The organism is Pseudomonas sp. NFIX10, assembly GCF_900111955.1.
GTDB classification, from domain to species: Bacteria; Pseudomonadota; Gammaproteobacteria; order Pseudomonadales; family Pseudomonadaceae; genus Aquipseudomonas; species Aquipseudomonas fluorescens_AA.
Genome location: NZ_FOKH01000003.1, coordinates 228,174 through 254,810, shown reverse-complemented (window position 1 = coordinate 254,810; position 26,637 = coordinate 228,174). Strand labels below are relative to the sequence as shown.

Sequence of the window (26,637 nt, the reverse complement as noted above, 5' to 3'; positions counted from 1 at the left end):
GGGCCTCTACGTACCGAGCCCCGTGTCAGCCGCCTGGGCTTGCAGCAACAGCTTGAACTGATCGGCGGGCACCGGTTTGTTGAAGTAAAAACCCTGGAACTCATCGCAGGCGTTGTCCCGCAGGAAATCGGCCTGCTCCTTGGTTTCCACGCCTTGGGCCACCACGGTCGGGCTGAGGGTGCGGCCCATCGCGATGATGGCCTCGGTCAGGGCCTTGTCTTCTGACACGCTGCTGATATCGCAGACACACGAGCGGTCGATCTTGATGACATCCAGCGGAAACTGCTCGAGCGCCGAGAGCGACGAATAACCGATCCCGAAATCATCGATGGCGATTCGCACCTGCAGGCGCTTGAGCCCGGTCAACACACCCAACGCCCTCTTGACGTCCTGCATGAGCAGGTTCTCGGCGATCTCCAGCTCCAACAGGCGCGCGTCCATACCGGTTTCGGCCAGTATCTCGGCCAGGTCCGTCAGCAGGTTCTCATCGGCAAACTGCCGTGCCGTGAGGTTCACGGCGACCCCCAGGTGTGGCAGCCCTTGTCGTTGCCAGGCGACGTTCTGCCGGCAGGCAGTCTTGAGCACCCACTTGCCGATCGGCACGATCAAACCGGTCTCTTCCGCGACCGGGATGAATTGCATGGGCGCCACGATCCCCAGGTCGGGATGATTCCAACGCAGGAGCGCTTCCATACCGGAGATCTGGCCACTGGGAATGTCCCGCTTGGCCTGGTAATACAGTTGGAACTCCTGGCGCTCCAGCGCGTGGCGCAAGCTCAGCTCCAGCGTCAGCCTTTCCAGTGAGTCCGCGTTCAGCTTCGCGGAGTAAAACTGGAAGTTGTTCTTGCCGCATTGCTTGGCCTGGTACATCGCGATATCGGCGTTTTTCTTGAGTGTCTGCTCATCCAGGCCATCCTGTGGGAACACACTGATACCAACGCTGGCGGTCACACGGAACTCCTGGCCCTGGAGGTTGAAGGGCCGGGCAATGGCGGTCAGGATTTTTTGGGCGGTAGTCGCCACATCGTTGTCCTGAGACAGCTCCGGCAGCAAGATCACGAATTCGTCGCCGCCCAATCGGGCCACCGTATCGCTGCCGCGCAGACATGCCTCGAGGCGCAGCGCGACCTCCTTGAGCAGTTGATCGCCGGCATCGTGCCCCAGCGTATCGTTGACTTGCTTGAAGCGGTCGAGGTCAAGAAACAGCACCGCCAGTTGCCGATCATAACGGCTGGCCTCGCGGATGCTCTGGCTCAACAGCTTGCTGAACAGACTGCGATTGGGCAAGGCCGTAAGGCCATCGTGATAGGCCAGGTACTCGACACTTTCCGCGTAGGCGATCTTGGCTTCGCCGGCGCGCAAGCGGCTTTGCACCAGTTGCCAGCTCATCCGGGCGAGCAGCCCCGCCAGCAACACCAGCATCAGGCTGCCGCCCGCGGCGCGCCACAGATAGATACGCGCTTGCTGGTTCACTGTGGCCAGTTGTTCTTCCTCGGACAACCCGACGATCACCGCCAGTGGAAAGTCGTAGAGCTGGCGGGCACTGGTGTAGCGCCACACACCGTCCCCTGCATTGGTTGTGCGTACGGCTTCGGTGTTTTCAGTGTCCGGTACCACGGTTGCGTAATCGATCGAGTCGCCGGCCGATACCTCCTCCCCACTGCGCCGTGCTCGAAAGACACCGTCAGTTCCTAACAGGCCGAGCAAACCGTGGTTGCCGAGTTTCGAGGCGTCATAACTGCTGACGAAATAGGCCGCATCGACCTCGACCATGGCGATCCCGGCGAACGCGCCCTCCCCACCATCGAGCCGTCGGCTGAAACGCAATTTCCACTCCCCGGTCACCGGGCTTTTCCACGGGCGGCTGATCGACAGCGCCGTGTCCGGGCCCAGCGTTTGCAGCTCATCCTTGGCCATTCGGCTTCCGGCTTCGCTCGGCTGGGTACTGGCGACGACCCGGCCGCTGGCGTCGACCACACTGACGTCGAACAAGTAGGGAGAAGGCAACAAGGCGCGAGCCTTGAGCTTGGGCAGCGGATTGGGCTGCCGCTCGGACTCGTAAGTGTATTTGACCAGCTTGAGGGTCTGATCGATTTCACGCACAGCCCGCAGGATCTGCGCTTCATAGGTAGCGCCGACTTCCAGGCTCGCCTCGGCGATCGCCTGCTGCGCGCGGGCCTGTTCGACCTTGATCAGGTACAGGGTGCCCGACCAGATCACCACCAACAGCAGAACAGCCAGCAGCGGGAACAGGATGTAGGCTTCCCTGGCCTGGCCGAAACCGCGCCTGAACCAATGGCTCGTCCCATCGGCCAGGGGGTTTTCATGATGGACGATATCCGGGGCCGACGTCATTACACTCGCCCGTTGGAGCGCCATGGTGTGCTCCCTGCCTTGTTCACTGCTGACAGCCTGCGGTATCCGATGCAGCCACGGCGCGAGGCGTCCGCAGTCCCTGATCGCCGGCACGGAAAGATTCCGGACCTGCTGAAAACTATAGACCACAAACCGTTCCCGCCACGGCCAATCGCACGCCGACCGCGGCTTTGCGTGGGGTATGAATGACGAAGTGCAGTTGACGCCCTTGACTTATTGGTCCAGTTTCTAATGCAACCGTGTCCGCAGTTTTCGTGCAGGACGCTAAGCTTGATAAACCCGGTTCGTTAATCAAAGGGTCTTTGCAAGCCTATGAATGATGTCAGCAGCCCCTCCTTCCCTGCCAATGATCGCCCATGGTCATTCCTGTGTCGTTGATTCCCCTGGTGGTGTGTGACGACTCCAATATGGCGCGCAAGCAGGTGTTGCGTGCACTGCCGACAGACTGGCCGGTTTCGGTCACCGAGGCGAGCAATGGGCGCCAGGCCATGGATGCCATACGCCAGGGCCTGGGCCATGTGGTGTTGCTCGACCTGACCATGCCGGAAATGGATGGCTACCAGGTGTTGAGCGCCTTGCGTGACGAAGGCTTGAAAGCGCAGGTCATCGTGATTTCCGGTGACGTCCAGGATGAGGCGGTGCGCCGCGTGCATGAACTGGGCGCGCTGGCGTTCCTGAAAAAACCGTTCGATGAAAACGACTTGCGCCAGACGCTGGCGCGGCTGGGGCTACTGGCCCAGGGCAACCAGGTGCCGTTGCAGAATCGTTCGGCCACGAACACGGCCATCAGTTTCCACGATGCGTTCCGCGAGACGGTCAACGTGGCCATTGGCCGGGCGGCGGCCCTGATCGCCAAGGTGCTGGGGGTCTTCGTGCAATTGCCGGTGCCGAACGTGAACCTCCTCGAGGTCGGGGAGTTGCACATGGCCTTGACCGACGTCGGCAGCTCCCAGCAACTCACCGCGATTTGCCAGGGGTTTATCGGCAGTGGCATCGCTGGCGAAGCCCTGTTGATCTTCCATGACTCGGAAGTCGCCGACATTGCGCAATTGATGCAGCGCCAGAGCGCCGACTATTCGGACCTGGAAATGTTGCTGGACCTTTCCAGCGTCCTGATCGGCGCCTGCCTGAGCAGCATTGCCGAACAGATCGACGTGGTGTTTTCCCAAGGCCACCCGCAGATTCTCGGCCAGCACGCGGCCATCGAGGAACTGATCCGGGACAACAGCAAACACTGGAAAAAGACCCTGGCGGTGGAAATCAGCTACAGCCTTGAAGGGCACGATATTCGTTTCGACCTGTTGCTGTTGTTCACAGAGGACTCCATCGAACGGTTGACCCACAAACTCGCCTACCTGATGAACTGAGCCATGAGCGAATCCATCGATCTGAACGAATTCCACTGGTTGCTGGCCATCGTTCAGAGCATCGACGTCGGCGTGGTGGTGCTCGACCGCGAGTACCGCGTGCAAGTCTGGAACACCTTCATGGAGAACCGCTCCGGGGTGCAACCCAAGGACGCGCACAACCAGGATTTTTTCAGCCTGTTCCCTGAAATCGATCGCCAATGGTTCAGCCGCAAGGTAGAAAGCGTCGCGACCCTGGGCACGCCAGCGTTCACCGTCTGGGAGCAGCGGCCGTACTTGATGCATTTCAAGAGTTACCAGCCGATCACCGGCCAGGAAGCGTTCATGTACCAGAACACCACGCTGTTGCCGCTGCGCTCGCCCGACAACACCATCAAGCATATCTGCCTGGTGATCTATGACGTCACCGATGTCGCCACCAACCGGCATCAGCTCCAGGCCGCCAACGCACAGCTGCAACGACTCTCCAGCACCGATCGGCTGACGGGGCTGTACAACCGTGGTCATTGGGAGAGCAACCTGAAAGCCGCCTACGCCCGACACCAGCGCTACGGCCATGCGTTGAGCCTGGTCATGCTCGATATCGATCACTTCAAGCGGGTCAACGACACCTACGGTCACCAGGCTGGCGACAAGGTCATCGAGCACGTCGCCAGGCTGCTGCACGAGCACGTGCGCGAGTCCGACGTGGCCGGGCGTTATGGCGGTGAAGAGTTCGGCGTGGTGCTCTCGGACACCGACAAGGCCGGCGCACAAATTTTCGCCGAGCGCCTGCGCAAGGCTATCGAAGCGCTGGAAGTGCAGTTCAACGGCCAGACTATCCGCTTCACCGTCAGCCTGGGAGTGGCGGACCTGAGCCAGCCCTCGAACGACCACGCCGAGCTGATCGCCAGGGCCGACCAGGCGCTGTATACCTCGAAGAAGACCGGGCGCAATCGGGTGACAGTACACGATTAACGTGCCCACTTTTTTCCAGGATGACGGTGAGAATTGATGCCCCCCACACCTCCCTTGTGGGAGCGAGCTCGCTCGCGATAGCGGTGGTTCAGCAGCATTGAGGGTGGCTGGCACGCCGTCATCGCGAGCAAGCTCGCTCCCACATGGGTTCATTGGCATCTACTTGCCAGCTTTACCCTATTTACCCAGCAACTTGAGCGTCACCCCATTCGTCCAGCCGAAGCCGTCCTGCAATTCATATTCGCCACCTCCTCCGCCGTCGCCCCGTCCGGACAGGTCGTATTTCTCCACCAACCTGTTTTCCTTGCGGTAGAGGTTCTCGACTTGCTGCAAGAAGCGGTTGCCTATCTGTTGCGCCAGCGCGGTGTGCCCGTAGCGGTCCAGTCCTTCCACCGCGACCCATTGCAGCGGTGCCCAGCCATTGGGTTCGTCCCACTGCTGGCCAGTGTTGACCTGGGTGGTGGCGATACCGGCGGCACGCAACAGACCATCACGGACCGCATCGGCGGTGCGATTGGCATGTTCGGCGCTGGCCAGGCCCGTGTACAACGGGAAAAGCGTCGCGGCCGTGAGCGGCTGGCGTTGTTGCTGGCGTTGCCAGTCGTAGTCCACGTAGAAACCTTTGTCGGCATTCCACAAGTGCTGCTCGATGGCCCGCTGGCGCAATTCGGCGCGCCGGCCGTAAGCCTGGACGCACGGGGTGTTCTGCACCGTCTCGCAGGCTTTGGCGATGGTCCGTTCCAGATGATAGATCAGGCTATTGAGGTCCACGGGCACAATGGCCGTGGTGCGAATACTCGCCAGGTTCTGGCCATCGTCCAACCAGCGCGAACTGAAGTCCCAGCCACTTTCGGCGCCAGCGCGCAGGTCACGCCAGACTTCCTCCTTGGGCCGGTCCGGCGCCTGCTCGGCGGTACGGACATCTTGCAACCAGGATTCCTGTCGAGGCGTCGGGCTGGCATCCCAATAGCGGTTGAGCACACTGCCATCGGCGAGTTTGACCACGTGCCGATCCGCAGCATCGGGCTTGAGCGCCTGGGCACCCGCCATCCAATAGGCATACTCCTTCTGCAACTGTGGCAGGTATCGCCCATAGGCCTGGTCACCTTCGATACGCGCCTGCAATTCCACCATGTAGGCGAAGAATGGCGGCTGCGACCGGCTCAGGTAGTAGGTGCGATTACCGTTGGGAATGTGGCCGTAGGTGTCGATCATGTAGGCAAAGTTATCGGTCATCTGGCGGACCTGGGCCTTATTGCCACTCTGCTCGAGACCCAGCATGGTGAAATACGAATCCCAGTAATACATCTCGCGAAAGCGTCCGCCAGGTACTACATAGGGCTGCGGCAAGGGCAACAAACTGCTGTAGGCCGGCACCTGGCTGTAGGATCGGCTCAGGATCGGCCAGAGGCTGTCGATGTGTTCCTGGATCGGAGCGCCGGGCTTGGGCGCCGGGCTTTCGGCTTGGCCAGATTCAATGAAGTTGTCTTTCACGAAAGCCTTGATATCGAAGCCGTCGCGGCCACGTCGGGCCAGGTAGTCGGCGCGGATCTGCGCCGGATCACGGTTGGGCAGTGCGTCCACGAAATGCTTCTGGTCGCTGAACACCTGCCCACGCTGCACCGCTTCAAAAAGCTCGGGGTAGGCCTGGTCGGGGGGAAGATTGGCCCGTCCCTGGGCGTCGACGTAGCTCCATGTGGCAGGCGGTTGGCTCGAACAGGCCACGCACAGCAGCGCGGCAAAGGAAAGGCTGGTGAGGTCGATCGGTCGCATCAAAGGGTCCATCCTGTTTTTCGTTCCTGACGAACGAGTGACCTGCCGGGATGGACATGGGTTCAGTCAACGATGCAGTGTCGGGCGACGCCCACGGGCGACCAGACCTGGCGGTCCTGGGCTTTTGATTGACTGATCAAATGCCATCGCGAGCAAGCTCGCTCCCACAATTTGATCGGTGGTGCACCTCGATTTTGCGGCCAGCCACAAGCCTCCTGTGGGAGCGAGCTTGCTCGCGATTGGGTTAGCCAGTCGACAACGCCATTGACGGGTCTGCCGCCATCGCGAGCAAGCTTTGCTCCCACAGGTTTGAGGCTTGACTGACAGGCATTACTTTCCTAGGCCGCTTTTTCAAACTCCATCAATGCCGCCAACACCAACGGGTGCAGGACAGCATCAGGATGTTTCGTTTGCCAGGCCATCAAGTCGCGACACATGGTTGGCGTCCAGAAGTTCTTGATGTGCTGGTACACACCACGCACCGCCACGGCATGGTCCGGCTCGCTGGCGAAATACTGACCGATCTGGTTGGCCATCTTGATCAAGCTGTCAGAACTCATCGACGCACCTCGGCTTTTTCGGCATGGCGACGCTCCCTCAGCAGGCGGCCTTGTTCATCACTGAAGGCCTGGTAACGCTTCTGCCATTCCGAAGGCTGGCTGACCCGCACGACCTCCACCGCTGTCACCTTGTATTCCGGGCAGTTGGTGGCCCAGTCGGAGTTGTCGGTGGTGATCACGTTGGCGCCCGATTCGGGGAAGTGGAACGTGGTGTAGACCACACCCGGCGCCACCCGCTCGGTCACCCTGGCGCGCAGTACCGTCTGCCCGGCACGGCTGCCGATACCGACCCAATCTTCGTCGACGATCCCGCGGTTCTCGGCATCGGTCGGATGGATTTCCAAACGATCCTCTTCGTGCCACGCGACGTTTTCGGTGCGCCGGGTCTGGGCGCCGACGTTGTACTGGCTGAGGATGCGGCCGGTGGTCAGCAGCAGCGGGTAGCGGTTGTTGACTTTCTCTTCGGTGGGCACGTAACCAGTGAGCATGAAGCGGCCCTTGCCGCGCACGAACTGCTCGATGTGCATGGTCGGCGTGCCGTCCGGCGCGGCATCGTTGCAAGGCCATTGCAGGCTGCCGTGGCGCTCCAGTTCGGCGTAGCTGACGCGGGTGAAGGTCGGCGTCAGGCGGGCGATTTCATCCATGATTTCCGAAGGGTGGTTGTAGTGCATCTTGTAGCCCAGGGCATCGGCCAGGGCGATGGTGGCTTCCCAATCGGCCTTGCCGGCCAATGGGTCCATCACCTTGCGAACACGGGAGATGCGGCGTTCGGCGTTGGTAAAGGTGCCGTCCTTCTCCAGGAACGAGCTGCCAGGCAGGAACACGTGGGCGAACTTGGCCGTCTCGTTGAGGAAGATGTCCTGGACGATCACGCATTCCAGCGCGGACAGCGCGGCCGTCACATGCTGGGTGTTGGGGTCGCTCTGGGCGATGTCTTCACCTTGGCAATAAAGCGCCTTGAAGGTGCCGTCCAGGGCCGCTTCGAACATGTTCGGGATACGCAGGCCCGGGTCAGGTTGCAAGGTAACGTTCCAGGCCTGCTCGAACTCGGCACGGACCGCTTCGTTGGAGATGTGCCGATAGCCTGGCAACTCGTGGGGGAACGAGCCCATGTCGCAGGAACCCTGGACATTGTTCTGCCCACGCAGCGGGTTCACCCCGACACCTTCGCGACCGATGTTGCCGGTCGCCATGGCCAGGTTGGCGATGCCCATGACCGAGGTGCTGCCTTGGCTGTGCTCGGTGACGCCGAGGCCGTAGTAGATGGCCGCGTTACCGCCGGTGGCGTAGAGCCGTGCCGCGGCGCGGATCTGCTCGGCAGGTACACCGCAAACCGGGCCCAGGACCTCGGGGGAGTTTTCCGGCTGGCTGACAAAATCGCGCCAGCGGGCGAAGTCCGACGCCTCGCAGCGGGCCTCGACAAAGGGCTGGTCAATCAAGCCTTCGGTGGCAATGACATGGGCCAGCGCGTTGAGCATCGCCACGTTGGTGCCGGGACTCAGTTGCAAATGCAGCTCGGCGCGGGCGTGGGGCGAATCCACCAGGTCGATGCGCCGTGGGTCGATGACAATCAGTCGCGCGCCCTGGCGCAGGCGGCGCTTGAGCTGGGAGCCGAACACCGGGTGCGCGTCGGTGGGGTTGGCGCCCATCACCAGAATCACGTCGGCTTTCATCACCGAGTCGAAATTCTGGGTCCCGGCGGATTCGCCCAGGGTCTGCTTGAGGCCGTAACCGGTAGGCGAATGGCAGACACGGGCACAGGTGTCGACGTTGTTGTTGCCAAATGCGGTGCGCACCAGTTTCTGCACCAGGTAGGTTTCTTCGTTGGTGCAGCGACTGGACGTGATGCCGCCGATGGAGTCGCGCCCGTACTTGAGCTGGATCCGCCGCAGTTCGCTGGCGGCGTAGGTGACCGCCTCGTCCCAGCTGACTTCCTGCCACGGGTCGTTGATGTGCTTGCGGATCATCGGCTTGGTGATGCGATCCGGGTGCGTGGCGTAGCCCCAGGCGAAGCGGCCCTTGACGCAGGAATGGCCGTGGTTGGCCTGGCCGTTCTTGTCCGGGACCATGCGCACCAGTTGTTCGCCTTTCATCTCGGCGCGGAACGAGCAGCCCACGCCGCAGTAGGCGCACGTGGTGATGACGCTGCGCTCCGGCTGGCCGATTTCCACGACGCTCTTGTCGATCAGGGTCGCCGTCGGGCACGCCTGCACACAGGCGCCGCAGGACACGCATTCGGAATCGAGGAAGTTGTCCCCCCCGGCCGCCTCCACCCGGGAATCGAAGCCGCGCCCGCTGATGGTCAGGGCGAAGGTGCCCTGGATTTCCTCACAGGCACGCACGCAGCGGCTGCAGACGATGCACTTGCTCGGGTCGTAGTCGAAATACGGGTTGGAAACGTCCTTGGCCTCGTCCAGGTGGTTGGCACCTTCGTAGCCATAGCGCACTTCGCGCAGGCCCACCTGCCCCGCCACGGTTTGCAATTCGCAGTTGCCATTGGCCGAACAGGTCAGGCAGTCCAGCGGGTGGTCGGAAATGTACAGCTCCATCACGTTGCGGCGCAGCGTGGCGAGCTTGGAGGTTTGCGTGCGCACCACCATGCCCTCGGTCACCGGCGTGGTGCAGGACGCGGGATAGCCGCGCATGCCGTCGATTTCCACCAGGCACATGCGGCAGGAGCCGAAGGCTTCAAGGCTATCGGTGGCGCAGAGCTTGGGAATGGTGGTGCCGAGCAAGGCCGCGGCACGCATGACCGACGTGCCGGAGGCGACGCTGATTTCGCGCCCGTCGATGGTCAGGCTGACCTGCACGTCGCTTTCACGCGCCGGGGTGCCCAGGTCGATGTCGGTGCGAGGATCGAAGATGGTAATCATTGGTCGGCCTCCGTGGTCGCCAGACCGAAGTCGGCGGGGAAATGCTTGAGGGCGCTGGCGACAGGGTAGGACGTCATCCCACCGAGGGCACAGAGCGAACCGTATTGCAGGGTGTCGCACAGGTCCTGCAGCAACAGGGCCTGTTCCTGACGGGCACCGGCTTCAGTGCTGGCGATCAGGCGATCCACCACTTCCACCCCACGGGTGGAGCCGATCCGGCATGGCGTGCACTTGCCGCAGGATTCCTCGGCGCAGAACTGCAAGGCGAACCGGGCCATCTGGGCCATGTCCAGGCTGTCGTCGGCGACCACCACACCACCGTGGCCGAGCATCGCACCCATGGCGGCGAACGCTTCGTAGTCCAGCGGCGTATCGAACTGCGAAGGCGGCACCCAGGCACCCAACGGCCCGCCCACTTGCGCGGCCTTGAGCGGGCGTCCGCTGGCGGTACCGCCGCCGTAACCTTCCACCAATTCCCGCAGGCTCAGGCCGAAGGCGCGTTCCACCAGGCCGCCGCGACGGACATTGCCGGCCAGTTGGAACGGCATCGTGCCCAGGGAGCGGCCCATGCCGAAGTCGCGATAGAACTGCGCGCCCTTTTCCAGGATGATCGGCACCGAGGTCAAGGTCAGCACGTTATGCACCAGCGTCGGCAAGCCGAACAGGCCTTGCAGCGCCGGCAGCGGCGGCTTGGCGCGCACCGTGCCGCGCTTGCCCTCGAGGGACTCCAGCAGCGCCGTTTCCTCGCCGCAGATATAAGCGCCGGCACCGACCCGCACTTCCAGCTCGAAGGTGCGACCACTGCCGCCGACGTTCGCCCCCAGGTAACCGGCCTCACGGGCGATGTGCAGCGCGTCGTTCAGGGTACTGACGGCGTCCGGGTACTCCGAGCGCACGTAGATATAGCCCATCGTCGCGCCTACGGCGATGCCGGCGATGATCATGCCTTCGATCAGCAGGAAGGGGTCGCCTTCCATCAACATACGGTCGGCGAACGTGCCGGAGTCGCCTTCGTCGGCGTTGCAGACCACGTACTTCTGCGGCCCCTGGGCATCACGCACCGTGCGCCACTTGATGCCCGCCGGGAACGCCGCGCCACCCCGGCCACGCAGGCCGGAGTCCAGCACGCTGGCGACGACATCCGCGCCGTCCATCTGGATGGACCGGGCCAGGCCCAGGAAGCCGCTCCGGGCACGGTAGTCGTCCAGAGACAGCGGTTGCGTGATGCCGGCCCGCGCGAACAGCAGGCGCTGCTGGCTCTTGAGATAGGGAATCTCCTCCACCGGCCCCAGGGCCAGCGGATGGCTACCAGGATCGCCTGCCAAGGCATCCAGCAGGCCCGGCACATCGGCCGGCGTGACAGGGCCGAAGCCCAGCCGGATGCCGGCGCTGTCCAGCTCCACCAACGGTTCCAGCCAGTAGAGGCCACGGGAACTGGTGCGCAACACCGTCAGCGGCAGCTGGCGACGTTCAGCCTCACGGACCAGCGCATCGGCCACCTTGTCCGCGCCCACGGCACGGGCTACCGAATCACGGGGGATACAGAGCGTCAGCATGCGCCCTCCTCCCTGCAATCATTGACCAACTGACGCAGACGCTCGGGCGTGATCCGGGCATGCAGCTCCCCGTCCAGCTCCAGGGCCGGCGAGCAGACGCAGGCCCCCAGGCAATAGACCGGCCGCAGGCTGATACTGCCGTCGGCGCTGGTGCCGTGATCGTCCAGCGCCAATTGCTCGCGCAACTGCGCAGCCAGGGCTTCGGCGCCCATGCTCTTGCAGGACTCGGCCCGGCACAGGCGAAGCGTATGGCGCGCCGGCGGCGTGGTGCGGAAATCGTGGTAGAAACTGATGACCCCGCGCACTTCAGCCAGGCTGAGGTTCAGGGCGTGGGCGATCTCCGGGACGGCGCTGTCGGGGACATACCCGCAGCCTGCCTGGATGGCATGGAGAATAGGCAGCAAGGCACCGGGGGTGTCCTTTTCGCGCGCAAGCACGCTATGGATCAAAGGCAGGTGAAGCGTCTCATCAGGCATAAACGTACCTCGGCATCTCGAACGACACCGCCGCATGGCGGCAGCCGTCCGGAGTCTTGGCTGCGGCGTCCGGCCCACGTCACGGTAGCGTGGCACATCCGATCGCCATTCTCGCTCTCCGGCCAGGTGTCTTTGGCGCACCTGGTCCGGGGCATCTTCACAGCTTGCCACTCCCGGGGGTTGGCGATTGCACATGGACGACGAAACGTGTCCTGAAAGCGACTCCTTGAAAGCCGTCGCCGTTAATCAGCGTGCCTGAACAAGTATAGGCATACGCCGTATCCGCTTATTCGAACCGTCACTGCGCCTTAATGGGCTTGGCGCAATGCATTGGCAACCAGCGTGAATGCAGGCGAAGGTTGCCGCCGGCTGGGATAGTACAAATAGTAGCCTGAAAACGGCGGACACCAATCTTCCAGCACGCGCATCACCCGCCCCTTTTGAAGTTGGCGAGCGCTGCGTGAAGCCCATGGCAGTGATCAGGAAAAATCCTGAGAAAACGGAAAGCTGATACCATCCGGCCATTGACACGCTGAGCAGAACGACATGAATCGCCGCAAGAAAATAAACCAGTTATTGAAGGCTAACGCCAAAAAGGCCAGTGCCAAGCTGGCACCCAAAAGCAAGAATCAATACATCAGCAAAGCCGACCGACTGAAACTGGCGGCTGAAGCCAGTGATGCGCCCATCACACCTGCGCAAAACTGATCCACGCCCCCCCTTGAAGCGCTGCGCCAAAACCGCCGCGCCTGGCTGCTGATCTCACGCTTGCGCTTCAGTCCTGCCAGGCTGGCGCCCCTCCTCTCGAAGTCATCTGCCCTCGGCGAAATTTCGGACCGTCAGTCACATTGTGTCTTGCGCTAAATATATGGAAATACGAATATGCATTTTTCCATATATCAGATTTTCGACCGGACGGGAGAGGTGCAATGACTGAGTTTTCCAGCGAACCCCCAAATGACTTTCCAAACCTGGACCTGTCACTTTTCGATGTACCTACGCCGGCAAAGCTCGCGCAGAGCGCAGAACCACAGCACAAGCCGCGCATACTTCTACTGTACGGATCAACCCGCGAACGCTCCTTCAGTCAGTTGCTGACCCGCGAAGCGGCACGCCTGTTGGAGCTCATGGGCGCCGAAACCGCAATCTTCGATCCCTCCGGGCTGCCGCTGCCGGACGATGCGCCCGTCGATCACCCCAAGGTGCAGGAACTGCGCAACTTGGTGGTGTGGTCGGAAGGCCAGGTATGGTGCTCGCCAGAACGCCATGGTTCGATGTCGGCGGTGTTCAAGGCCCAGATCGACTGGATCCCGCTCGCCCTGGGCGCGGTTCGCCCCTCACAGGGCAAGACGTTGGCGGTGATGCAAGTGTGCGGCGGCTCGCAATCCTTCAATACGGTGAACCAACTTCGCGTGTTGGGTCGTTGGATGCGCATGGTCACGATCCCCAATCAATCCTCCGTCCCCAAAGCCTTCCTTGAGTTCGACGAAGCCGGGCGCATGAAGCCATCGTCCTATTACGACCGGGTTGTCGATGTCATGGAGGAACTGATGAAGTTCACCTTGCTGGTGCGTGGCAGAGAAGCCTATTTGGTCGACCGCTACTCCGAGCGCAAGGAAAGCGCCGAAGCGCTCTCCAAACGCGTTAACCAGGGGTCTATCTAGGCACAGCGGCAGAGATGGGCGCAGAACTTGCGCTGCTTCGGAATCAGGATGTGCTGCGTTTGGTTTTCGAGGCAAAATACACCCTTGAACCGCAAGGAACGCATGGGTGAGCGCTATTACATCCAAACCCTCCAGCCCAACCCCGAGTCAGGGATCGAAACACCATGGATGAACGCCAAGCAGCCATCAAGAACAAGATCCGCGCCGTGGTGAGGAGTAGCGAATCCGACGAGATCACCTATCGATCGGAGTGGCTCGGTTACCTGCCCTTCCCGGTTTTTCAATGGGTTGAATATCAGGGCGAAAGCTTTTCCAGCGACTTCCCCTTCGATTGGACCCTTGAGGATTTGACCAGTCTTGAGCGGACGGGGTTCTTGGAAACACTGGAGGCTTACGAAAATCCGGAAGACCATTTTGATCGGGATATCAGGTATCGCGTTCATGTGGGATGCGCATAACGGTTGGCAGGGGAAAATGGACAACCTGAGGAAAGGAAATGGGCATTCTTGATCGCTTGTTCGGCGGCCGCTTCAGCCTGCCGCCACCGGAAGAAACGACTGTCAGCGACGCGGCGATCATGCGGGAGTTGCACCCCTATCGCTCCGGGCTCAAGGCCTTTGCTCAAGCCCTGTTGGCTCGCATGCCAGAGGGCGAACGCGCCCGGTTGGTCAGGCGTGCGCTGCGCATTTACGGGCCAGGAGCCGGCCACGGCCCTGGTGGAAGGCCTGTTGGATGCAGACAAGGGCCAGAAACTCGAACACTTGGCTTTGCTAGGCGTCGACTGGAAAGGCTTTGATGGTTTCGAATATCTGGTGCCTTATCTGGTCAACGCCAGCGGGGTGAAAGAAACTTACCCTTACCGCCATGAGGGCACGCTGTCGATGTTGGAGACGCTGGCCAATTTCGACCAATGGCTGGCGGCGTTCGATAAACGCTACCTGCACCTGGACTCCGGTGGCGACGAATACATCGGGTTCATCGCCGAGGCAGACCAGGTCGAAGCCATGATCGAACTGGCGCGGCAGGCAGGTCTTGAAGCGCACCTCGAGCGCTTCTGAACCAGAAGATGTATTCGCCGAGCATCGTTCTCCGCTGAACGAAGCGAACAGCATGACAGTCGGAGCAACAGGACCCTCGACAAAGAAACCTGGCCCATGCTCATACGCCCCACTGCCCTCGCGACCTTGTTCACCCTGGCTGCCGGCACGGCAACCGCTGCGCCGGAACCACTGCGCCTGGAAAGCCTGAAACGCTGTGGCGACCTGCTGGAAAGCCAGCACCAGGACTGGTGCCTGACAGCACGCGGGTTGGGCGACCGGACGCCACAACTCAAGTTGGGCGCAAAGGCGCTACCCGCGGACACGGTCCAGCGTGACGGGGAAACCCTGCGCTTGCGCCTGGACAGCGCCGATTACCAGAGTGGCCCGCTCTGGCTGGAAGACGGCCCCCGCACCAGCAATGCCGCCTGGCTGACCTTGCGCAACAGTCATGTGCTGGCCGCCGGACCGGACGAAGTGGCGAAGAACATGGACGGCCTGACCACCTACGTCGACCTGGTCAGCGTGCTGATCGAAGAAGACCGTGATGGTCGTCAGGAAGCCGAGCGTCTGGCCCAGAAATATGGGGCGAAAGTGGTCGGTAGCATCGCGCCGCTGAACCTGTATCAACTTCGCCTGCCAGCCAAGGATCTGGTGCAGCGTGACGCCTTGGTCCTGCGTTTGGGCAGCGAGACCAGCGTGGATGCCGTGGTCACCGAGGAGTCCTCGGCCGAAGAAACCGAGCAGGCCCCTGCCCAGCCTGAAGAACCGAAGAAACCGGCCCTGGACTCCGACGAATGGGCTGCGAATCGTTTTCTCGACGCGGTGAATTATTACCAACGACGCATCCCCGGGCGACAGCCGCCCATCCAGCCGCAACCGGTGCGCATCGGCCTGATCGAGCGCGATGTGGATTTCGACACGACGGATTTCGCGGACTACCTCGGCGCTTGCTCGCCACCGCGCACCTGCGTCTACGCCCGTGATGCGGACAGGCCGGACAACCACGGCACAACTGTCGCCGGCATCCTCGCCGCACGCTGGGACGACAGCGGCAACACCGGCTTTCTCCGTGGCCTGGACAAGGCCAGCGGGGGCTTCGAGGTCATCGTCGAACGTAATTCCGATGCTGGGATCACCGCCAACATCGCCGCCTCGGTCAACCTCGTGGAAGATGGCGTGCGCGTGCTCAATTGGAGTTGGGGCATTCACCGCGTCGGCGCCAAAGATATCAAAGGCGATGACGTCGACTCGCTGCTGCGCTCGGGCCTGGCCATGGGCGGCTACGAAGAACTGCTGGAAGAGTTTTTCCTCTGGCTGCGCAAGGCGCATCCCGACGTGATCGTGGTGAACTCCGCCGGCAATGGCTCCTCGTTCTCGGGCCGTGATGAATACCGCCTGCCCTCCTCCTTCATCACCGAGCAATTGCTGGTGGTCGGTGGGCACCAGCGCAGCGAACGCACCGGCGTCGCCGTCGACGACCCGGCCTATGCGGTCAAGCGCAGCTCCTCGAACATCGACATGCGCGTCGACATCACCGCCGCCGCTTGCGCCCACGCCTCGACGACCAGCGCCGGCCAGGACAGCGCGGTGCATTGCGGCACGTCCTACGCCACGCCCATGGTCGCGGGCCTGCTGGCGGCGATGCTGTCCATCAACCCGCAACTGCAACCCGAGCAGTTGCGCATGCTGCTGCGCCGCAGCGCCATGACCATCGGCGATAACCACGACTTCGAACAGATGGACGCCGAAGACCTCACCGCTCCCATCCTGCCGTCGGAGCGTCGCTACCAACTCAACGACAAGGACGTCGGCCGCTCGGCGCGGCTGGACATGCAAAAGGCCCTGGACCTGGCCGCGCAAAGCCGTGACCGCGTGCGCTGAACCAGTGGGTCATGGGGCCAGTGGATGGATCGCACCGAGCTCGAAGGAAAGTTGCAAGCCGTTACCTGCTGATGCCATTCGCCTTAAAGAGCCAATCCAGTGCCTCTTGCACCGTTGGGGCAGCGACATCGGATGGGCTCGATTCGATCTGCCCGGCGGTGCGTTGAAACAGGTCTCTCACACCGGGAAGCACCGCTACAGGCATATTGGCGGCACGCAACTGACGCTCGGCCTCTTCGACCTCTTTCAGGCGGCGCGGAGCATGGACAACGTGCGTGCGGATCAGGGCACCGAGAAAGTCGGGCAGACTCGCTTGATCAATGTCGCTCAAGGCGTCGTGCAGCTTGCCAGTCACCCCTTGTTTTTCAGCAGCCATGAAGCATTCAATCGTCAGGGCTTCCAGCCCTTTGGTAAAAACGCTACGCAGGATCTTCAGCGCCGCCGCGTCACCCGCGACACCGTCTTCCACGGCCTTGAGTGGGGCTCCAGCGGACGCGAACAGCGTAATCGCCCGGTCCAGCCCCGCCCCCGCACCGAGCAGATTGGTTTTCTCGTGGGTCAGGGCAATAGCGCCAAGAATGGCGACGTCAACATAGGCAATGCCCAACGCCAAGGCGTGTGCGGCGGCGATTCTGATCTGGGCTGGATCGGCGGTGGTCATATCCACGAACAGCGCGTTCTTGCGCATGCTGCCGAGCGCCTGTTCGGCAACCGACAGGGAGACCGTTCCGAAGACGCACGACACCACCACATCGCACTCGGGCACTGCATCGGGGATGGACGTCGAAATATCCAGCCCCAATTGCGTTGCGAACGCCTGGGCACGAGGGGACGGCTTCAAATCACACAAAACGATGTCATGTCCCGCGCTTGACCAAGGCCGCGCGTAGGTGAGGCCGACTTCGCCAGCTCCGATAATTCCGATTTTCATTGTTGAGGTTTCCGATTCAGTGCGCCGCATAGGCGCCTTTGTAAGTGCCGGCAGCAATTTGTGCCAACATCTCTGCCTCTTTTTGCTCGGTCGCCCAGCACCGTTGCAGCAGGCTTTCTGCTTCCGATGCCGGGAACGCCACGATGCCATCGTGATCACCCACCACGATATCGCCAGGTGAAACGAGCATGCCTGCGATGCTGACCGGCACGTTGATTTCACCAGGGCCGTTCTTGTACGGGCCACGATGGAATCCCGCTCGCGCGAACATTGGGAATGTTCCTTTCCCTATCGTCGCCAGATCACGAATGGCACCGTCCACTACGACACCGGCCGCACCGCGCTTTTCGGCGATTGCCGCCATGATGTCCCCCATCAAGGCCCGGCTGATATCGCCTCCGCCATCGACCACCAATACCTGGCCGGGACTGAGGATTTCCAGCGCTTGATGAATCGCACGGTTATCCCCGCAAGGGACTCTCACCGTCAGCGCGATACCCGCCATAGTGCCCTCTATTCGATGGAATGGCTTAAGCAGCGCGCCGGGTAAACGGTCCAGGCAATCGCTGATGATGGAAGTGGACGTGCGGGTATAGGCCGCCAGCAGGGTGCTGATGTCGGACGATGGAGCGATAGCGTTCATGTGGACTCCTCGGGTGTCTGATAGCTGCGAGGATAAAGAGGCTGCCAAATAGAAAAAGCGATATTATTCTATGACCATACATGCATTAAAGGAATGAACGTGATCACGCTTCGGCAACTCACCGCGCTTCACTGGATTGAGCGCCTAGGCACCTTTGAGCGCGCGGCGGAACACCTGCATACCACCCAGTCCGCCATTTCCAAACGGGTGCAGGAGTTGGAATCGACCACCGGTCTTCAACTTTTCGATCGCACGCAGCGTGGCGCACGGCTCACTGCAACCGGCGAGGAGCTACTGGTCATTGCCCGGGAAATGCTCAGCCTCGCTGACCGGATCTCTTCATTGAAAGATGGCACGCATGTGATGACCCGGCGCCTGAGACTAGGCGTAACGGAACTCACCGCTCTCACTTGGCTGCCCCGATTGATCGCACGGCTGGTGGAGGATTTTCCAGGGCTGACGGTTGAGCCAGAAGTAGACATGAGCCGCAATCTTCACGAGAAACTCATGGACGATCTGGTGGACCTCATCATCATTCCCGACACGTTCACAGCACCAGAAGTGACGGCGGTCCAGTTGGCCATCGTGGAGAACGCCTGGATGGCTGCGCCCGGTCTGATCGCAGATTCAGGGGTCATGGCATTGGCCGAACTCGCCAAATATCCGGTACTGGTGCAGGGAAAGCGTTCAGGCTCCGGACTGTTCGTGAACAAGTGGCTGGGAGCACTGGGCATCGACCTTCCCAAGACACTTTCCTCCGACAGCCTCACTGCAATGCTTGGCTTGACTGCCGCCGGGCTAGGCGTGACCTACCTGCCGCTTGAATGCTTTCGCCCACTGGTCGACGAAGGGAAGTTGCTCATCATCAAGACAGACCCTGAGCTGCCGACTGTGCCCTATATGGCCATGTACCGAAATGACCGGCCCTCGGCCTTCGTCACCGAGGTGGTATCCCGGGCGACAGAATTGTGCGACTTCTCCCGCCAACTGCAAAGCTGAGGAGGAGCGCTGAATGGCTTCAATGCTCCTTGTTTGCCAGATCAGCAGGATCGCCAACGGGTCGCTAACCTAGTTCGTCGTGTTCTGCTCGCTGAGTCCGGCAGGCTCGTAAATGGACAACACGAAAACCAGCGCCGCCAAGGAACATACACCGAGGAAGACGAAAACGGCTGTCCAACTGTAGCTGTCCAGCAGCATGCCGGTGATCAGGGGGGCCATGGCCCCGCCTGCCTGTCCGGCGCTGTTTACCAGCGAAGCCGCTACCGGGTAAGTGCTCCGCGTGGTCAGGCCCATCGAATAGACCGAGAACGACGAATAGCCGATGTTCAGCAGGAAGCCCGTACCAAACAGCAGCAGACTGACGGAGAGCAGATCATTCGGCGCGTAGACCAATGCGACCATCATCAGGCAGGTGGCTACGGCGCTGATCATCATGGTCGGTTTTCTACGGCGATCCAGAACCGTATCGGAAAGCCAGCCGCCGACTATGTTGCCCAATACGCCGCCAGCGAAGGGCAACGACGCCACGAAGCCGATCTGCATCAGTTCGAAATGCTTCACTTCACCCAGGTACTTGGGCAACCAGGCAAGCAGCACGTTGACCACGCCGGTCATCAGCAGATAACCCAGACCGCATCCCCAGATGTTCCACGATGCAAACACTGAGCGCGAGGTCGCCAGGGGGGCGGTGCGCTTGTATCGCAGAAACGTGTCCAGCGCTCCAAAGCTCTTCTGTGTGCGCCCAGGCTCATTGTCGCTCCTGCTTTGATCCTCGATATGACTCGCCTCTGCCTCGTTGACCCGTTGACTGGCGCGAGGATCATTGGGCACTAACCACCACCAGATCAATGCGAGCAGAAAACCGGGAATGGCGAAGACAAAAAACATCGTACGCCAGCCATCGAGCATGATCAGCGCAGCACCGATGGGCGGAGCCAGGACTGCGCCCATTTTCGCAGCCGACAGGAACGCCCCCGTTGCCAGCCCCTTCTCACGCGCCGGAAACCAACGATTGATCGTACTGAGCATCGATAAAGGCAGTGCCGCTTCGGCTACGCCGAGAGCGGAGCGATAGACTTTCAACAAACCGAAGCTATGGGCGGTACCGATGAGCAGGGTGACAACCGAAGTCAGCGCAATCGACACCGGCGCCACCAAACGAACACCGACCTTACTGAGCAGGAAGCCAGCGGGAATCTGCCCCAAGGAGTAGAACAGAAAGAACGCACTGACGAGCAGGCCGGCCTGCGCGTTACTCGCGCCGAACTCCTTCTGGATGTACGGCAGAGCAATACCGATATTGGCGCGATCCGCAGCCGCCAGCATGTACACAACCACGATGACCGAGAGAACAACCCAACGATATTTGGAGCGTGCCGCTCGCGCGGCAGCGTCAGTGGTGGCGATTGAAGTCATGGGGCCTCCTTTTTTTATGCTTATTGGAGGTGTCATGGTCGACATTCCACAAAGGGATAAAAAGCGATAAATAAGAAACCCTAATCATGCCCAAAAAGAATGATTAATCCCATCCCATGGGTCCCCCTCCACCTGCATGAGCAGAACCGCAGCAGACCTCCCCCCCCCCCCGCTATCCACCTCTCATTGTTGCAGCGTGGACTTGAAGACAGGGTCGTTCAGATACGCCACATTGAGTCTCGTCCATGGATTGATACGTGATTGCTCAGGCGAAAAAATGTGCCCGGGAGCGATCATGAACCCCTTCGGCAACAGCAGCCGGGTCAACTCCCTGGCATCGTCGAAATGAGGAAACCTAGCCCATAAATACAGGCTTTGCTCAGGACGACAGAACACCTCGGCCCCCATCTCGTCCAGCATTTCCAACCCTGCGGCGGTAGCCGATTTGACCCGTTCCTGAAGCCGAATCAAGTGCCTCAGGAAATGCCCCTCCATTAACACCACATCGACCGTTCGCTCGCAAAGCTCGGAAGAACTGGTGTGCAGCAACATTTTCAGGTCGCCCAACTCGTCGATAACCTCCTTGCTGCCCGCGATGAACCCTACTCGCAGGGCTGCGGAAACGGATTTCGAAAAGCTCCCCACGTACAGCGAACGCTTCAGTTGGTCCAATGCCGACACTCTGATGGCTGCGGCGGGCTTGAAATCAGCCAACGCGTCATCGTCCACCAAAATGAAATCATGCTCCTGCGCCAATTGAACCAGTCGATGCGCCTTACCCGGCGAAATGTCAGACCCTGTCGGGTTATGGCCAACGGACTGCAGGAAAAACAGTTTCGGTTTATGCAGGCGCAGGTGTGCTTCCAGGGCATCAAGATCCGGACCGTCGGGCAAACGCGGCACGGACAGCATTCGAGCCCCCTGCAATTGCAGCTTGCCGAACAAGGGGTAATAGCCTGGATCCTCGACAAGTACCGTGTCCCCGGACGCAAGGAAGCGTCGGATGATCAGGTCCAGCCCATGATTCGCACCGTGAGTCGTGACGATTTGCCGGGGATTCGCGCTAATGGCGTAAGACGCCAATTTTTGCACCAGATGCTGGCGCAGGCTGGCATTGCCCAGGCGATTTCCGTACCTGAACAACGTGGTAACCCCCATCCGCATGATTTGCCGGGTGAACTTGTCCAGGCGCATGTCCATTAACCACTCTACGGGAGGGAATCCTTCCCCAAGGGGCGAATGCCCAGGCTCGCGGACGAATTGCTGGCGCATTAGCCAAATGGTATCCATCGCCCTGGCATAGGGCGGTGGTTCCTCAGGTTCGTAGTGACCGCTGGTGCCTTGTTTGACGAAAAAGCCCTGCCCATGCCTGGCTTCAACCAAGCCTTGAGACGCCAGCGCTTCATACGCCGTGATGACCGTATTTTTTGAATGTCCCAACAAACGCATGCATTCACGAAGTGACGGCAAACGGTCGCCCACACGATAAGTCCCGTCGTCGATCCGGGCTGCCAACGAAGCGGTGAGCTGCTGAGCCAGGGTCATTCTGCTCATGTCGAGAATCCTTCCGGGGCCAGCGTCAAGGGTACAGCTTAGGTACTGTCCGTCCAAACTGTACCTTCTTTATAGGCACAGAGCGGAATAGTGTGACTTCAACTTAAAACAACAACCGCGACAGGATTTTCCCAGATGAGCATCGACTCTCGCCTTCCCAATTTTCGCAGCTTGACGCCTGCCGAGCGCCTCAATCACCTTCAAGACCTGCTCGACCTCCCGGCCGCTGACGTTGCCCTGCTTAGCGAGGAAGGCGCGCTCCCGCTCGAAATAGCCGATGGCATGATCGAGAACGTGATCGGCAAGTTCGAATTACCGTACGCCGTCGCCAGCAATTTCCAGATCAATGGCCGAGACGTCATTGTCCCACTGGTCGTGGAAGAGCCTTCAGTTGTTGCCGCAGCCTCTTTCATGGCCAAGCTTGCCCGTGACGCGGGTGGATTCCTGACGTCCAGTTCGCAACCGCTGATGCGCGCACAAGTCCAGATCGTCGACATTGAAGACCCCTTCAATGCCCGGCTCAGCCTCCTGCGTCGCAAAGACGACATCATTGAATTGGCAAATCGCAAGGATCAATTGCTCAATAAGCTAGGGGGCGGTTGCCGGGACCTCGAAGTCCACACCTTTGCCCAAAGCCCGAGAGGCCCCATGCTCGTGGCTCACTTGATCGTGGACGTGCGTGACGCGATGGGTGCCAATACCGTGAACACGATGGCGGAAGCGGTCGCCCCGTTGATGGAGGAAATCACCGGCGGGAAGGTACGCCTGCGCATTCTCTCGAACCTCGCCGACTTGCGCCTGGCCCGCGCCCAGGTCCGCATCGCCCCAGCGTTGCTCACCACTGCCGCTTATAAAGGTGAGGACGTGATCGAAGGCATTCTCGACGCCTACAACTTTGCCGTCATCGACCCCTACCGTGCCGCGACCCACAACAAGGGCATCATGAATGGGATTGACCCGCTGATCGTCGCCACAGGTAACGACTGGCGCGCAGTGGAAGCGGGGGCTCACGCCTACGCGTGCCGCGATGGGCACTACGGCTCGCTGACAACGTGGGAAAAAGACAGCGAAGGGAATCTGGTGGGCACTCTCGAAATGCCGATGCCTGTCGGGCTGGTCGGCGGCGCTACGAAAACCCACCCACTGGCGCAACTCTCCTTGCGCATTCTGGGGGTGAAAACCGCTCAGGAACTCGCCGAAATCGCGGTCGCTGTCGGCTTGGCCCAAAACCTCGGCGCATTGCGAGCGCTCTCTACGGAAGGCATCCAGCGTGGCCACATGGCGTTGCATGCACGCAATATTGCGCTGTCAGCCGGCGCGAAAGGCGATGAAGTGACTTGGCTGGTCAAAGAGATGGTCGATGCACGGGACGTTCGCTCCGACAAAGCGGCGGAGCTTCTCAAGCAAAAACGGGCCGAGTGATGAAGAGCCATCTCGAACTGCCCGTTCGATTGCTGGTTGATGCCGGGAAGTTCATTGACGCTCATCTGGGTCATGAAACGGCGTCCAGGGTTGCGCGAGCGCTCTTGGCAAAACGACGACGAGAGGCCTGACTCCGCTACGTTCCTTGATGTTCATAACAATAAAAGCTCGCAAGGGCAGTAGGAGAAATCCTTGAAATCCGATCTCTATGAATTATGGGGTGACACCGTAAACGGTCGTCACCTGATTTACGCCATTGCCATAGGCGCAGCCGTCAGCCTGGGGGCTTTTTTCCTGGCGCAACACTTGCTCGTGGGTTGGGTAGACAACGTCCAAATGGCCAAGGCCTACGCCATGCTGGTGGGCATCGTCGGCTGCCTGGTGGGGGGAGCCATCAGTGCAAAGCTCTTCAAACCCAAGCGCAATGTGGTAGAGCACCAGGCAGATCCTGCGTGGCGAGCAAAGGTTTTAGCGGAATTGCAGGACGAGTTCGGAGACCTTGGAAACCTGTCGGATCTACCCGCAAAAGCACTCGCTGAACTGCATGAAATGGACCTTTATGAGGTGTTTGCAGATTACGAGACAAACCTCACGCGTGCCGCTAACGCTCAAAAAGACGCAACGATAGCCCCGGTCGCTCCGATCCGGGCCAACGGTGGCCGGTCATGATGACACCCCTGTTGGAGCAGATTCTCATTGCGTTCGGGATGGGCATATTAGGTGCAGTGATCTTCGCCGGGATTGGCCTCATCTCGGGCAGCGATGAAACCACCACCCTCGCCCCACTCACATTGCTCGTGGTGCTGTTGGGTGTACCTGCGCCCGGTGTCCTGACGTTCTTTCTCGCAGGTGCAGTGGCCAAACACATGACTCACGCCGTGCCCACGGCATTACTGGGCATCCCCGGCGACACCCTGGCAACCCCCCTGATGCGCGAGGCCAACTTCCTGCGCAACCTGGGCGTACCCCACGTCGCCCTGCGCAAGATGATTTCAGGCGCTGTGATCGCGGCGCTGATCGCAGTGCCCACGGCGGTGCTTTTCGCCGTGATGCTCGCGCCTTTTGGCGACACGATCAAACGCGCCGCCCCCTGGGTGTTCCTGCTCGCTGCGATCGCCATTGCATGGTTTTCCAAGGGGCGGCTTGCGGCGGTGCTCGCGCTTGTCCCCTTCGTGATGGTCATCGTCGGCCTGCAAAGCATCACCGGACAATACGGCGTCAAGCTGAGCGTCAGCTATTTCCTCGGTATCGCCATTGGCCCGCTGATTGCCGCGCTATTTTCAATGCTCGCCCCCGCTGAACGGGAGACGATGAGACGCCAGCAAGTGCGCACCTTCTCGCTGTCTGCGGATGTGAAAGGCTGGGGCGGTTTTTTCCCCAACCCGCTCAAGGTGCTGGACAGCAAACAAAGCCTGTGGACTGCGATCACGGCCGTTATCTCCAGCGCAACGTTCGTCTTCAGCCCCGTCGCGATGACCGTGATCATGGGCGAACTCGTCGGGTCACGGGTCAAGCATGTCTACCATCGGCTGACAACGGTGATCACGGCCCGTAACGGTGTCACTGAAGCGACCTACATCGCTGAAGCCTTGATCCCGTTGATCGCGTTTGGCTTGCCGTTGAGTCCGGTCGCCGCAGGGCCGGCCGCACCGCTGTTCAACGCCCCGCCTCGCTTCAGCGTTGACACCGCCACCGGGCAGGTCAACAACCTCCATACCCTGCTCAGCACGTGGGAGTTTCTGGGTTATGGGATGCTGGCGGTGATCGTGGCGATCCTCATTGCCTATCCCTTCACGATGAATTACGCCCACCGGGCAGCGTCCTTCGTCTCACGCAAAATCAGTCACGAAGCGGTGATCTCGACATTTGTCGGCCTGATCCTGGTGATCGGCATCTGGGAGGGCGGAGCACTCGGCTTACTGGTCATTGTCACCGTCGGCCTGCTGGGTGGTTTTCTATCGCGCTTCCTTGGCTTCAACATCGGCGTGCAGTTCATGGGGTACTACACCGCTGTACTGACGGTGCCCGCCATCGTCGCCCTATTGAGCGTATGAGCCACTTCAACATAACAACAACACGAAGGTAACCAACATGCGCAAATACCTCTTGGCTTCCCTGTGCCTGGCCTTCAGCGCTGGCATCGTACAAGCCCACGCGGATGCTATCCCCACCCTGAACTACCCGGCAGAGGGCCAGCAACTCCAGGCCATTGGGTCACCCGAAAAAGAGTTGCCGACGGTGACAGCCGATCTGTGGCTGAAGGTGTCCGACGGCCCTCTGCAACTGGAAGGGCCATCGTTCGACAGGGCCGGCAATCTGCTGCTTGTCGAGGTGTTCGGGGGGCAGGTTCTAAAGGTCGATCCCGAAAAGAAACTCAGTGTCGTCGTGCCGAAAAACGCGCTGGGAAGTGCGGGACTGGCTATTCATAAAGACGGCAGATTGTTTGTGGCAGGGCTGGGTAATTTCAAAAATACCGGCAACCTGACAGCCTACAAACCGGACGGCTCGGGAAAGCAAGTCATCATCCCCGCAAGCAAAAACCATCTGGTGGATGACCTCGTGTTCGACAGCACGGGGGGATTTTATTTCACCGACTTCAAGGGCACATCGACTCAGCCCACCGGCGGCGTCTATTACGTTCCAGCTGGCGGCAAGACAATCGTCTCGATCCTGCCCAATCTCGCGATCGCCAACGGCATTGCGCTCTCTCCCGACGGCAAGACCCTTTGGGTCACGGAGTTCGCGACGGGACTGTTGCACCGAATCGAACTGAAAGATGCCAAGACAATCGCGCCCTTCGGGGAAGCCGTTGTCTACCGGTTCAGCGGCCCGTCACCTGACTCAATGCGTGTCGATCAAGATGGCAATCTGTACGTGGCCCTGTACAGCCAAGGCCGCGTGCTGGTACTCAATCCTAACGGTTTGCCCATCGGCCAGATCTTGATTCCTGGGCGCGAAAAGGGCCACTTTCTTCGCTCAACGAGCATGGCACTCAAGCCCGATACCAACGAGGTTTATCTCGTGAGCAATGACGGCAGTCTCGGCGAAGGCAGCGCTATTTTCAGAGCCAAAGGCTTTGCCAATGCTGCGAAACTGTACTCCCATCAATAGCGAAATCCCGACGCACTTCGTCACGGCAGCTGTGTCGG

The 26,637-nt window shown here is 60.6% G+C and carries 22 protein-coding genes and 1 pseudogene; 12 read left to right on the top strand and 11 right to left on the bottom strand.

Features of this window, described 5'->3' with window-relative positions; translation table 11 throughout:
• Positions 1-6: 6 nt before the first annotated feature.
• Positions 7-2,379, bottom strand: coding sequence for a bifunctional diguanylate cyclase/phosphodiesterase (locus BM321_RS30655; protein WP_092441688.1), 2,373 nt, complete (start codon positions 2,377-2,379; stop codon positions 7-9).
• 353 nt (positions 2,380-2,732) lie between these two features.
• On the opposite strand from BM321_RS30655, the gene BM321_RS04670 reads away from it, so the two are divergent.
• Both BM321_RS04670 and BM321_RS04665 read left to right on the top strand, forming a co-directional pair.
• The gene (locus BM321_RS04670) at positions 2,733-3,743 is read left to right on the top strand and encodes a response regulator (protein ID WP_092441687.1); all 1,011 of its coding nucleotides are present in this window, start codon (positions 2,733-2,735) and stop codon (positions 3,741-3,743) included.
• A 3-nt stretch (positions 3,744-3,746) separates the two neighbouring features.
• A complete protein-coding gene (locus tag BM321_RS04665) occupies positions 3,747-4,700 on the top strand; it encodes a sensor domain-containing diguanylate cyclase (protein ID WP_092441686.1) in 954 nt (317 codons plus the stop codon).
• A gap of 177 nt (positions 4,701-4,877) precedes the next feature.
• On the opposite strand, the gene treA is transcribed toward BM321_RS04665, so the two are convergent.
• From treA to BM321_RS04635, 6 genes and pseudogenes are all read right to left on the bottom strand, one after another.
• Positions 4,878-6,473, bottom strand: a complete 1,596-nt coding sequence (gene treA / locus BM321_RS04660) for an alpha,alpha-trehalase TreA (RefSeq protein WP_092441713.1) — start codon at positions 6,471-6,473, stop codon at positions 4,878-4,880.
• Between the two features lie 338 nt (positions 6,474-6,811).
• Positions 6,812-7,033 (bottom strand): formate dehydrogenase subunit delta, encoded by a 222-nt coding sequence (locus tag BM321_RS04655; RefSeq protein ID WP_092327716.1) that lies wholly within the window; start codon positions 7,031-7,033, stop codon positions 6,812-6,814.
• Positions 7,030-9,906: a formate dehydrogenase subunit alpha gene (gene fdhF / locus BM321_RS04650; protein ID WP_092441685.1), complete on the bottom strand. Its 2,877-nt coding sequence runs from the start codon at positions 9,904-9,906 to the stop codon at positions 7,030-7,032. Before fdhF ends, BM321_RS04655 begins: the two co-directional genes overlap by 4 nt.
• On the bottom strand, positions 9,903-11,462 hold the full coding sequence (locus BM321_RS04645; RefSeq protein WP_092441684.1) for a formate dehydrogenase beta subunit: 1,560 nt from the start codon (positions 11,460-11,462) through the stop codon (positions 9,903-9,905). The genes fdhF and BM321_RS04645 overlap by 4 nt, the downstream gene beginning before the upstream one ends.
• A complete protein-coding gene (locus BM321_RS04640; RefSeq protein ID WP_092441683.1) occupies positions 11,456-11,938 on the bottom strand; it encodes a formate dehydrogenase subunit gamma in 483 nt (160 codons plus the stop codon). Before BM321_RS04640 ends, BM321_RS04645 begins: the two co-directional genes overlap by 7 nt.
• Before the next feature lie 308 nt (positions 11,939-12,246).
• Positions 12,247-12,393, bottom strand: a pseudogene (locus BM321_RS04635) (LysR family transcriptional regulator); the annotation flags it as partial.
• A 91-nt stretch (positions 12,394-12,484) separates the two neighbouring features.
• On the opposite strand from BM321_RS04635, the gene BM321_RS04630 reads away from it, so the two are divergent.
• The 5 genes from BM321_RS04630 to BM321_RS04610 all read left to right on the top strand — a co-directional run bounded on the left by BM321_RS04630 (position 12,485) and on the right by BM321_RS04610 (position 16,523).
• Positions 12,485-12,646 carry a DUF2986 domain-containing protein gene (locus BM321_RS04630; protein WP_092441682.1) on the top strand — a complete coding sequence of 54 codons (162 nt, stop codon included), beginning with the start codon at positions 12,485-12,487 and terminating at the stop codon, positions 12,644-12,646.
• A 221-nt stretch (positions 12,647-12,867) separates the two neighbouring features.
• Positions 12,868-13,602: an arsenical resistance protein ArsH gene (gene arsH / locus BM321_RS04625; protein WP_092441681.1), complete on the top strand. Its 735-nt coding sequence runs from the start codon at positions 12,868-12,870 to the stop codon at positions 13,600-13,602.
• 164 nt (positions 13,603-13,766) lie between these two features.
• Positions 13,767-14,060 (top strand): hypothetical protein, encoded by a 294-nt coding sequence (locus tag BM321_RS04620; RefSeq protein ID WP_092198000.1) that lies wholly within the window; start codon positions 13,767-13,769, stop codon positions 14,058-14,060.
• Between the two features lie 216 nt (positions 14,061-14,276).
• Positions 14,277-14,660, top strand: coding sequence for a DUF6630 family protein (locus tag BM321_RS04615; protein WP_371856608.1), 384 nt, complete (start codon positions 14,277-14,279; stop codon positions 14,658-14,660).
• A gap of 96 nt (positions 14,661-14,756) precedes the next feature.
• A complete protein-coding gene (locus BM321_RS04610) occupies positions 14,757-16,523 on the top strand; it encodes a S8/S53 family peptidase (protein WP_092441680.1) in 1,767 nt (588 codons plus the stop codon).
• Between the two features lie 61 nt (positions 16,524-16,584).
• Here the strand turns inward: BM321_RS04610 and BM321_RS04605 are convergent, their stop codons facing one another.
• Both BM321_RS04605 and BM321_RS04600 read right to left on the bottom strand, forming a co-directional pair.
• Positions 16,585-17,454 carry an NAD(P)-binding domain-containing protein gene (locus BM321_RS04605; protein ID WP_158264736.1) on the bottom strand — a complete coding sequence of 290 codons (870 nt, stop codon included), beginning with the start codon at positions 17,452-17,454 and terminating at the stop codon, positions 16,585-16,587.
• 16 nt (positions 17,455-17,470) lie between these two features.
• A complete protein-coding gene (locus BM321_RS04600) occupies positions 17,471-18,097 on the bottom strand; it encodes an RraA family protein (protein WP_218189369.1) in 627 nt (208 codons plus the stop codon).
• A gap of 93 nt (positions 18,098-18,190) precedes the next feature.
• On the opposite strand from BM321_RS04600, the gene BM321_RS04595 reads away from it, so the two are divergent.
• Entirely contained in the window at positions 18,191-19,096 is a 906-nt protein-coding gene (locus BM321_RS04595) for a LysR family transcriptional regulator (protein WP_256573363.1), read from the top strand.
• Positions 19,097-19,165: 69 nt separating this feature from the next.
• Here BM321_RS04595 and BM321_RS04590 read toward each other — a convergent pair whose 3' ends face one another.
• Both BM321_RS04590 and BM321_RS04585 read right to left on the bottom strand, forming a co-directional pair.
• On the bottom strand, positions 19,166-20,512 hold the full coding sequence (locus BM321_RS04590; RefSeq protein ID WP_092441677.1) for an MFS transporter: 1,347 nt from the start codon (positions 20,510-20,512) through the stop codon (positions 19,166-19,168).
• Positions 20,513-20,695: 183 nt separating this feature from the next.
• Positions 20,696-22,066, bottom strand: coding sequence for an aminotransferase-like domain-containing protein (locus tag BM321_RS04585; protein ID WP_092327699.1), 1,371 nt, complete (start codon positions 22,064-22,066; stop codon positions 20,696-20,698).
• Positions 22,067-22,201: 135 nt separating this feature from the next.
• Between BM321_RS04585 and BM321_RS04580 the strand changes: the two genes are divergently transcribed.
• The 4 genes from BM321_RS04580 to BM321_RS04565 all read left to right on the top strand — a co-directional run bounded on the left by BM321_RS04580 (position 22,202) and on the right by BM321_RS04565 (position 26,599).
• Positions 22,202-23,488 carry a hydroxymethylglutaryl-CoA reductase, degradative gene (locus BM321_RS04580; RefSeq protein ID WP_092327697.1) on the top strand — a complete coding sequence of 429 codons (1,287 nt, stop codon included), beginning with the start codon at positions 22,202-22,204 and terminating at the stop codon, positions 23,486-23,488.
• A 192-nt stretch (positions 23,489-23,680) separates the two neighbouring features.
• The gene (locus BM321_RS04575; protein WP_256573365.1) at positions 23,681-24,157 is read left to right on the top strand and encodes a hypothetical protein; all 477 of its coding nucleotides are present in this window, start codon (positions 23,681-23,683) and stop codon (positions 24,155-24,157) included.
• Positions 24,154-25,542 carry a tripartite tricarboxylate transporter permease gene (locus BM321_RS04570; protein ID WP_218190439.1) on the top strand — a complete coding sequence of 463 codons (1,389 nt, stop codon included), beginning with the start codon at positions 24,154-24,156 and terminating at the stop codon, positions 25,540-25,542. The genes BM321_RS04575 and BM321_RS04570 overlap by 4 nt, the downstream gene beginning before the upstream one ends.
• Positions 25,543-25,579: 37 nt before the next feature.
• Positions 25,580-26,599, top strand: coding sequence for an SMP-30/gluconolactonase/LRE family protein (locus BM321_RS04565; RefSeq protein WP_092441676.1), 1,020 nt, complete (start codon positions 25,580-25,582; stop codon positions 26,597-26,599).
• The last annotated feature ends 38 nt before the right edge of the window (positions 26,600-26,637 follow it).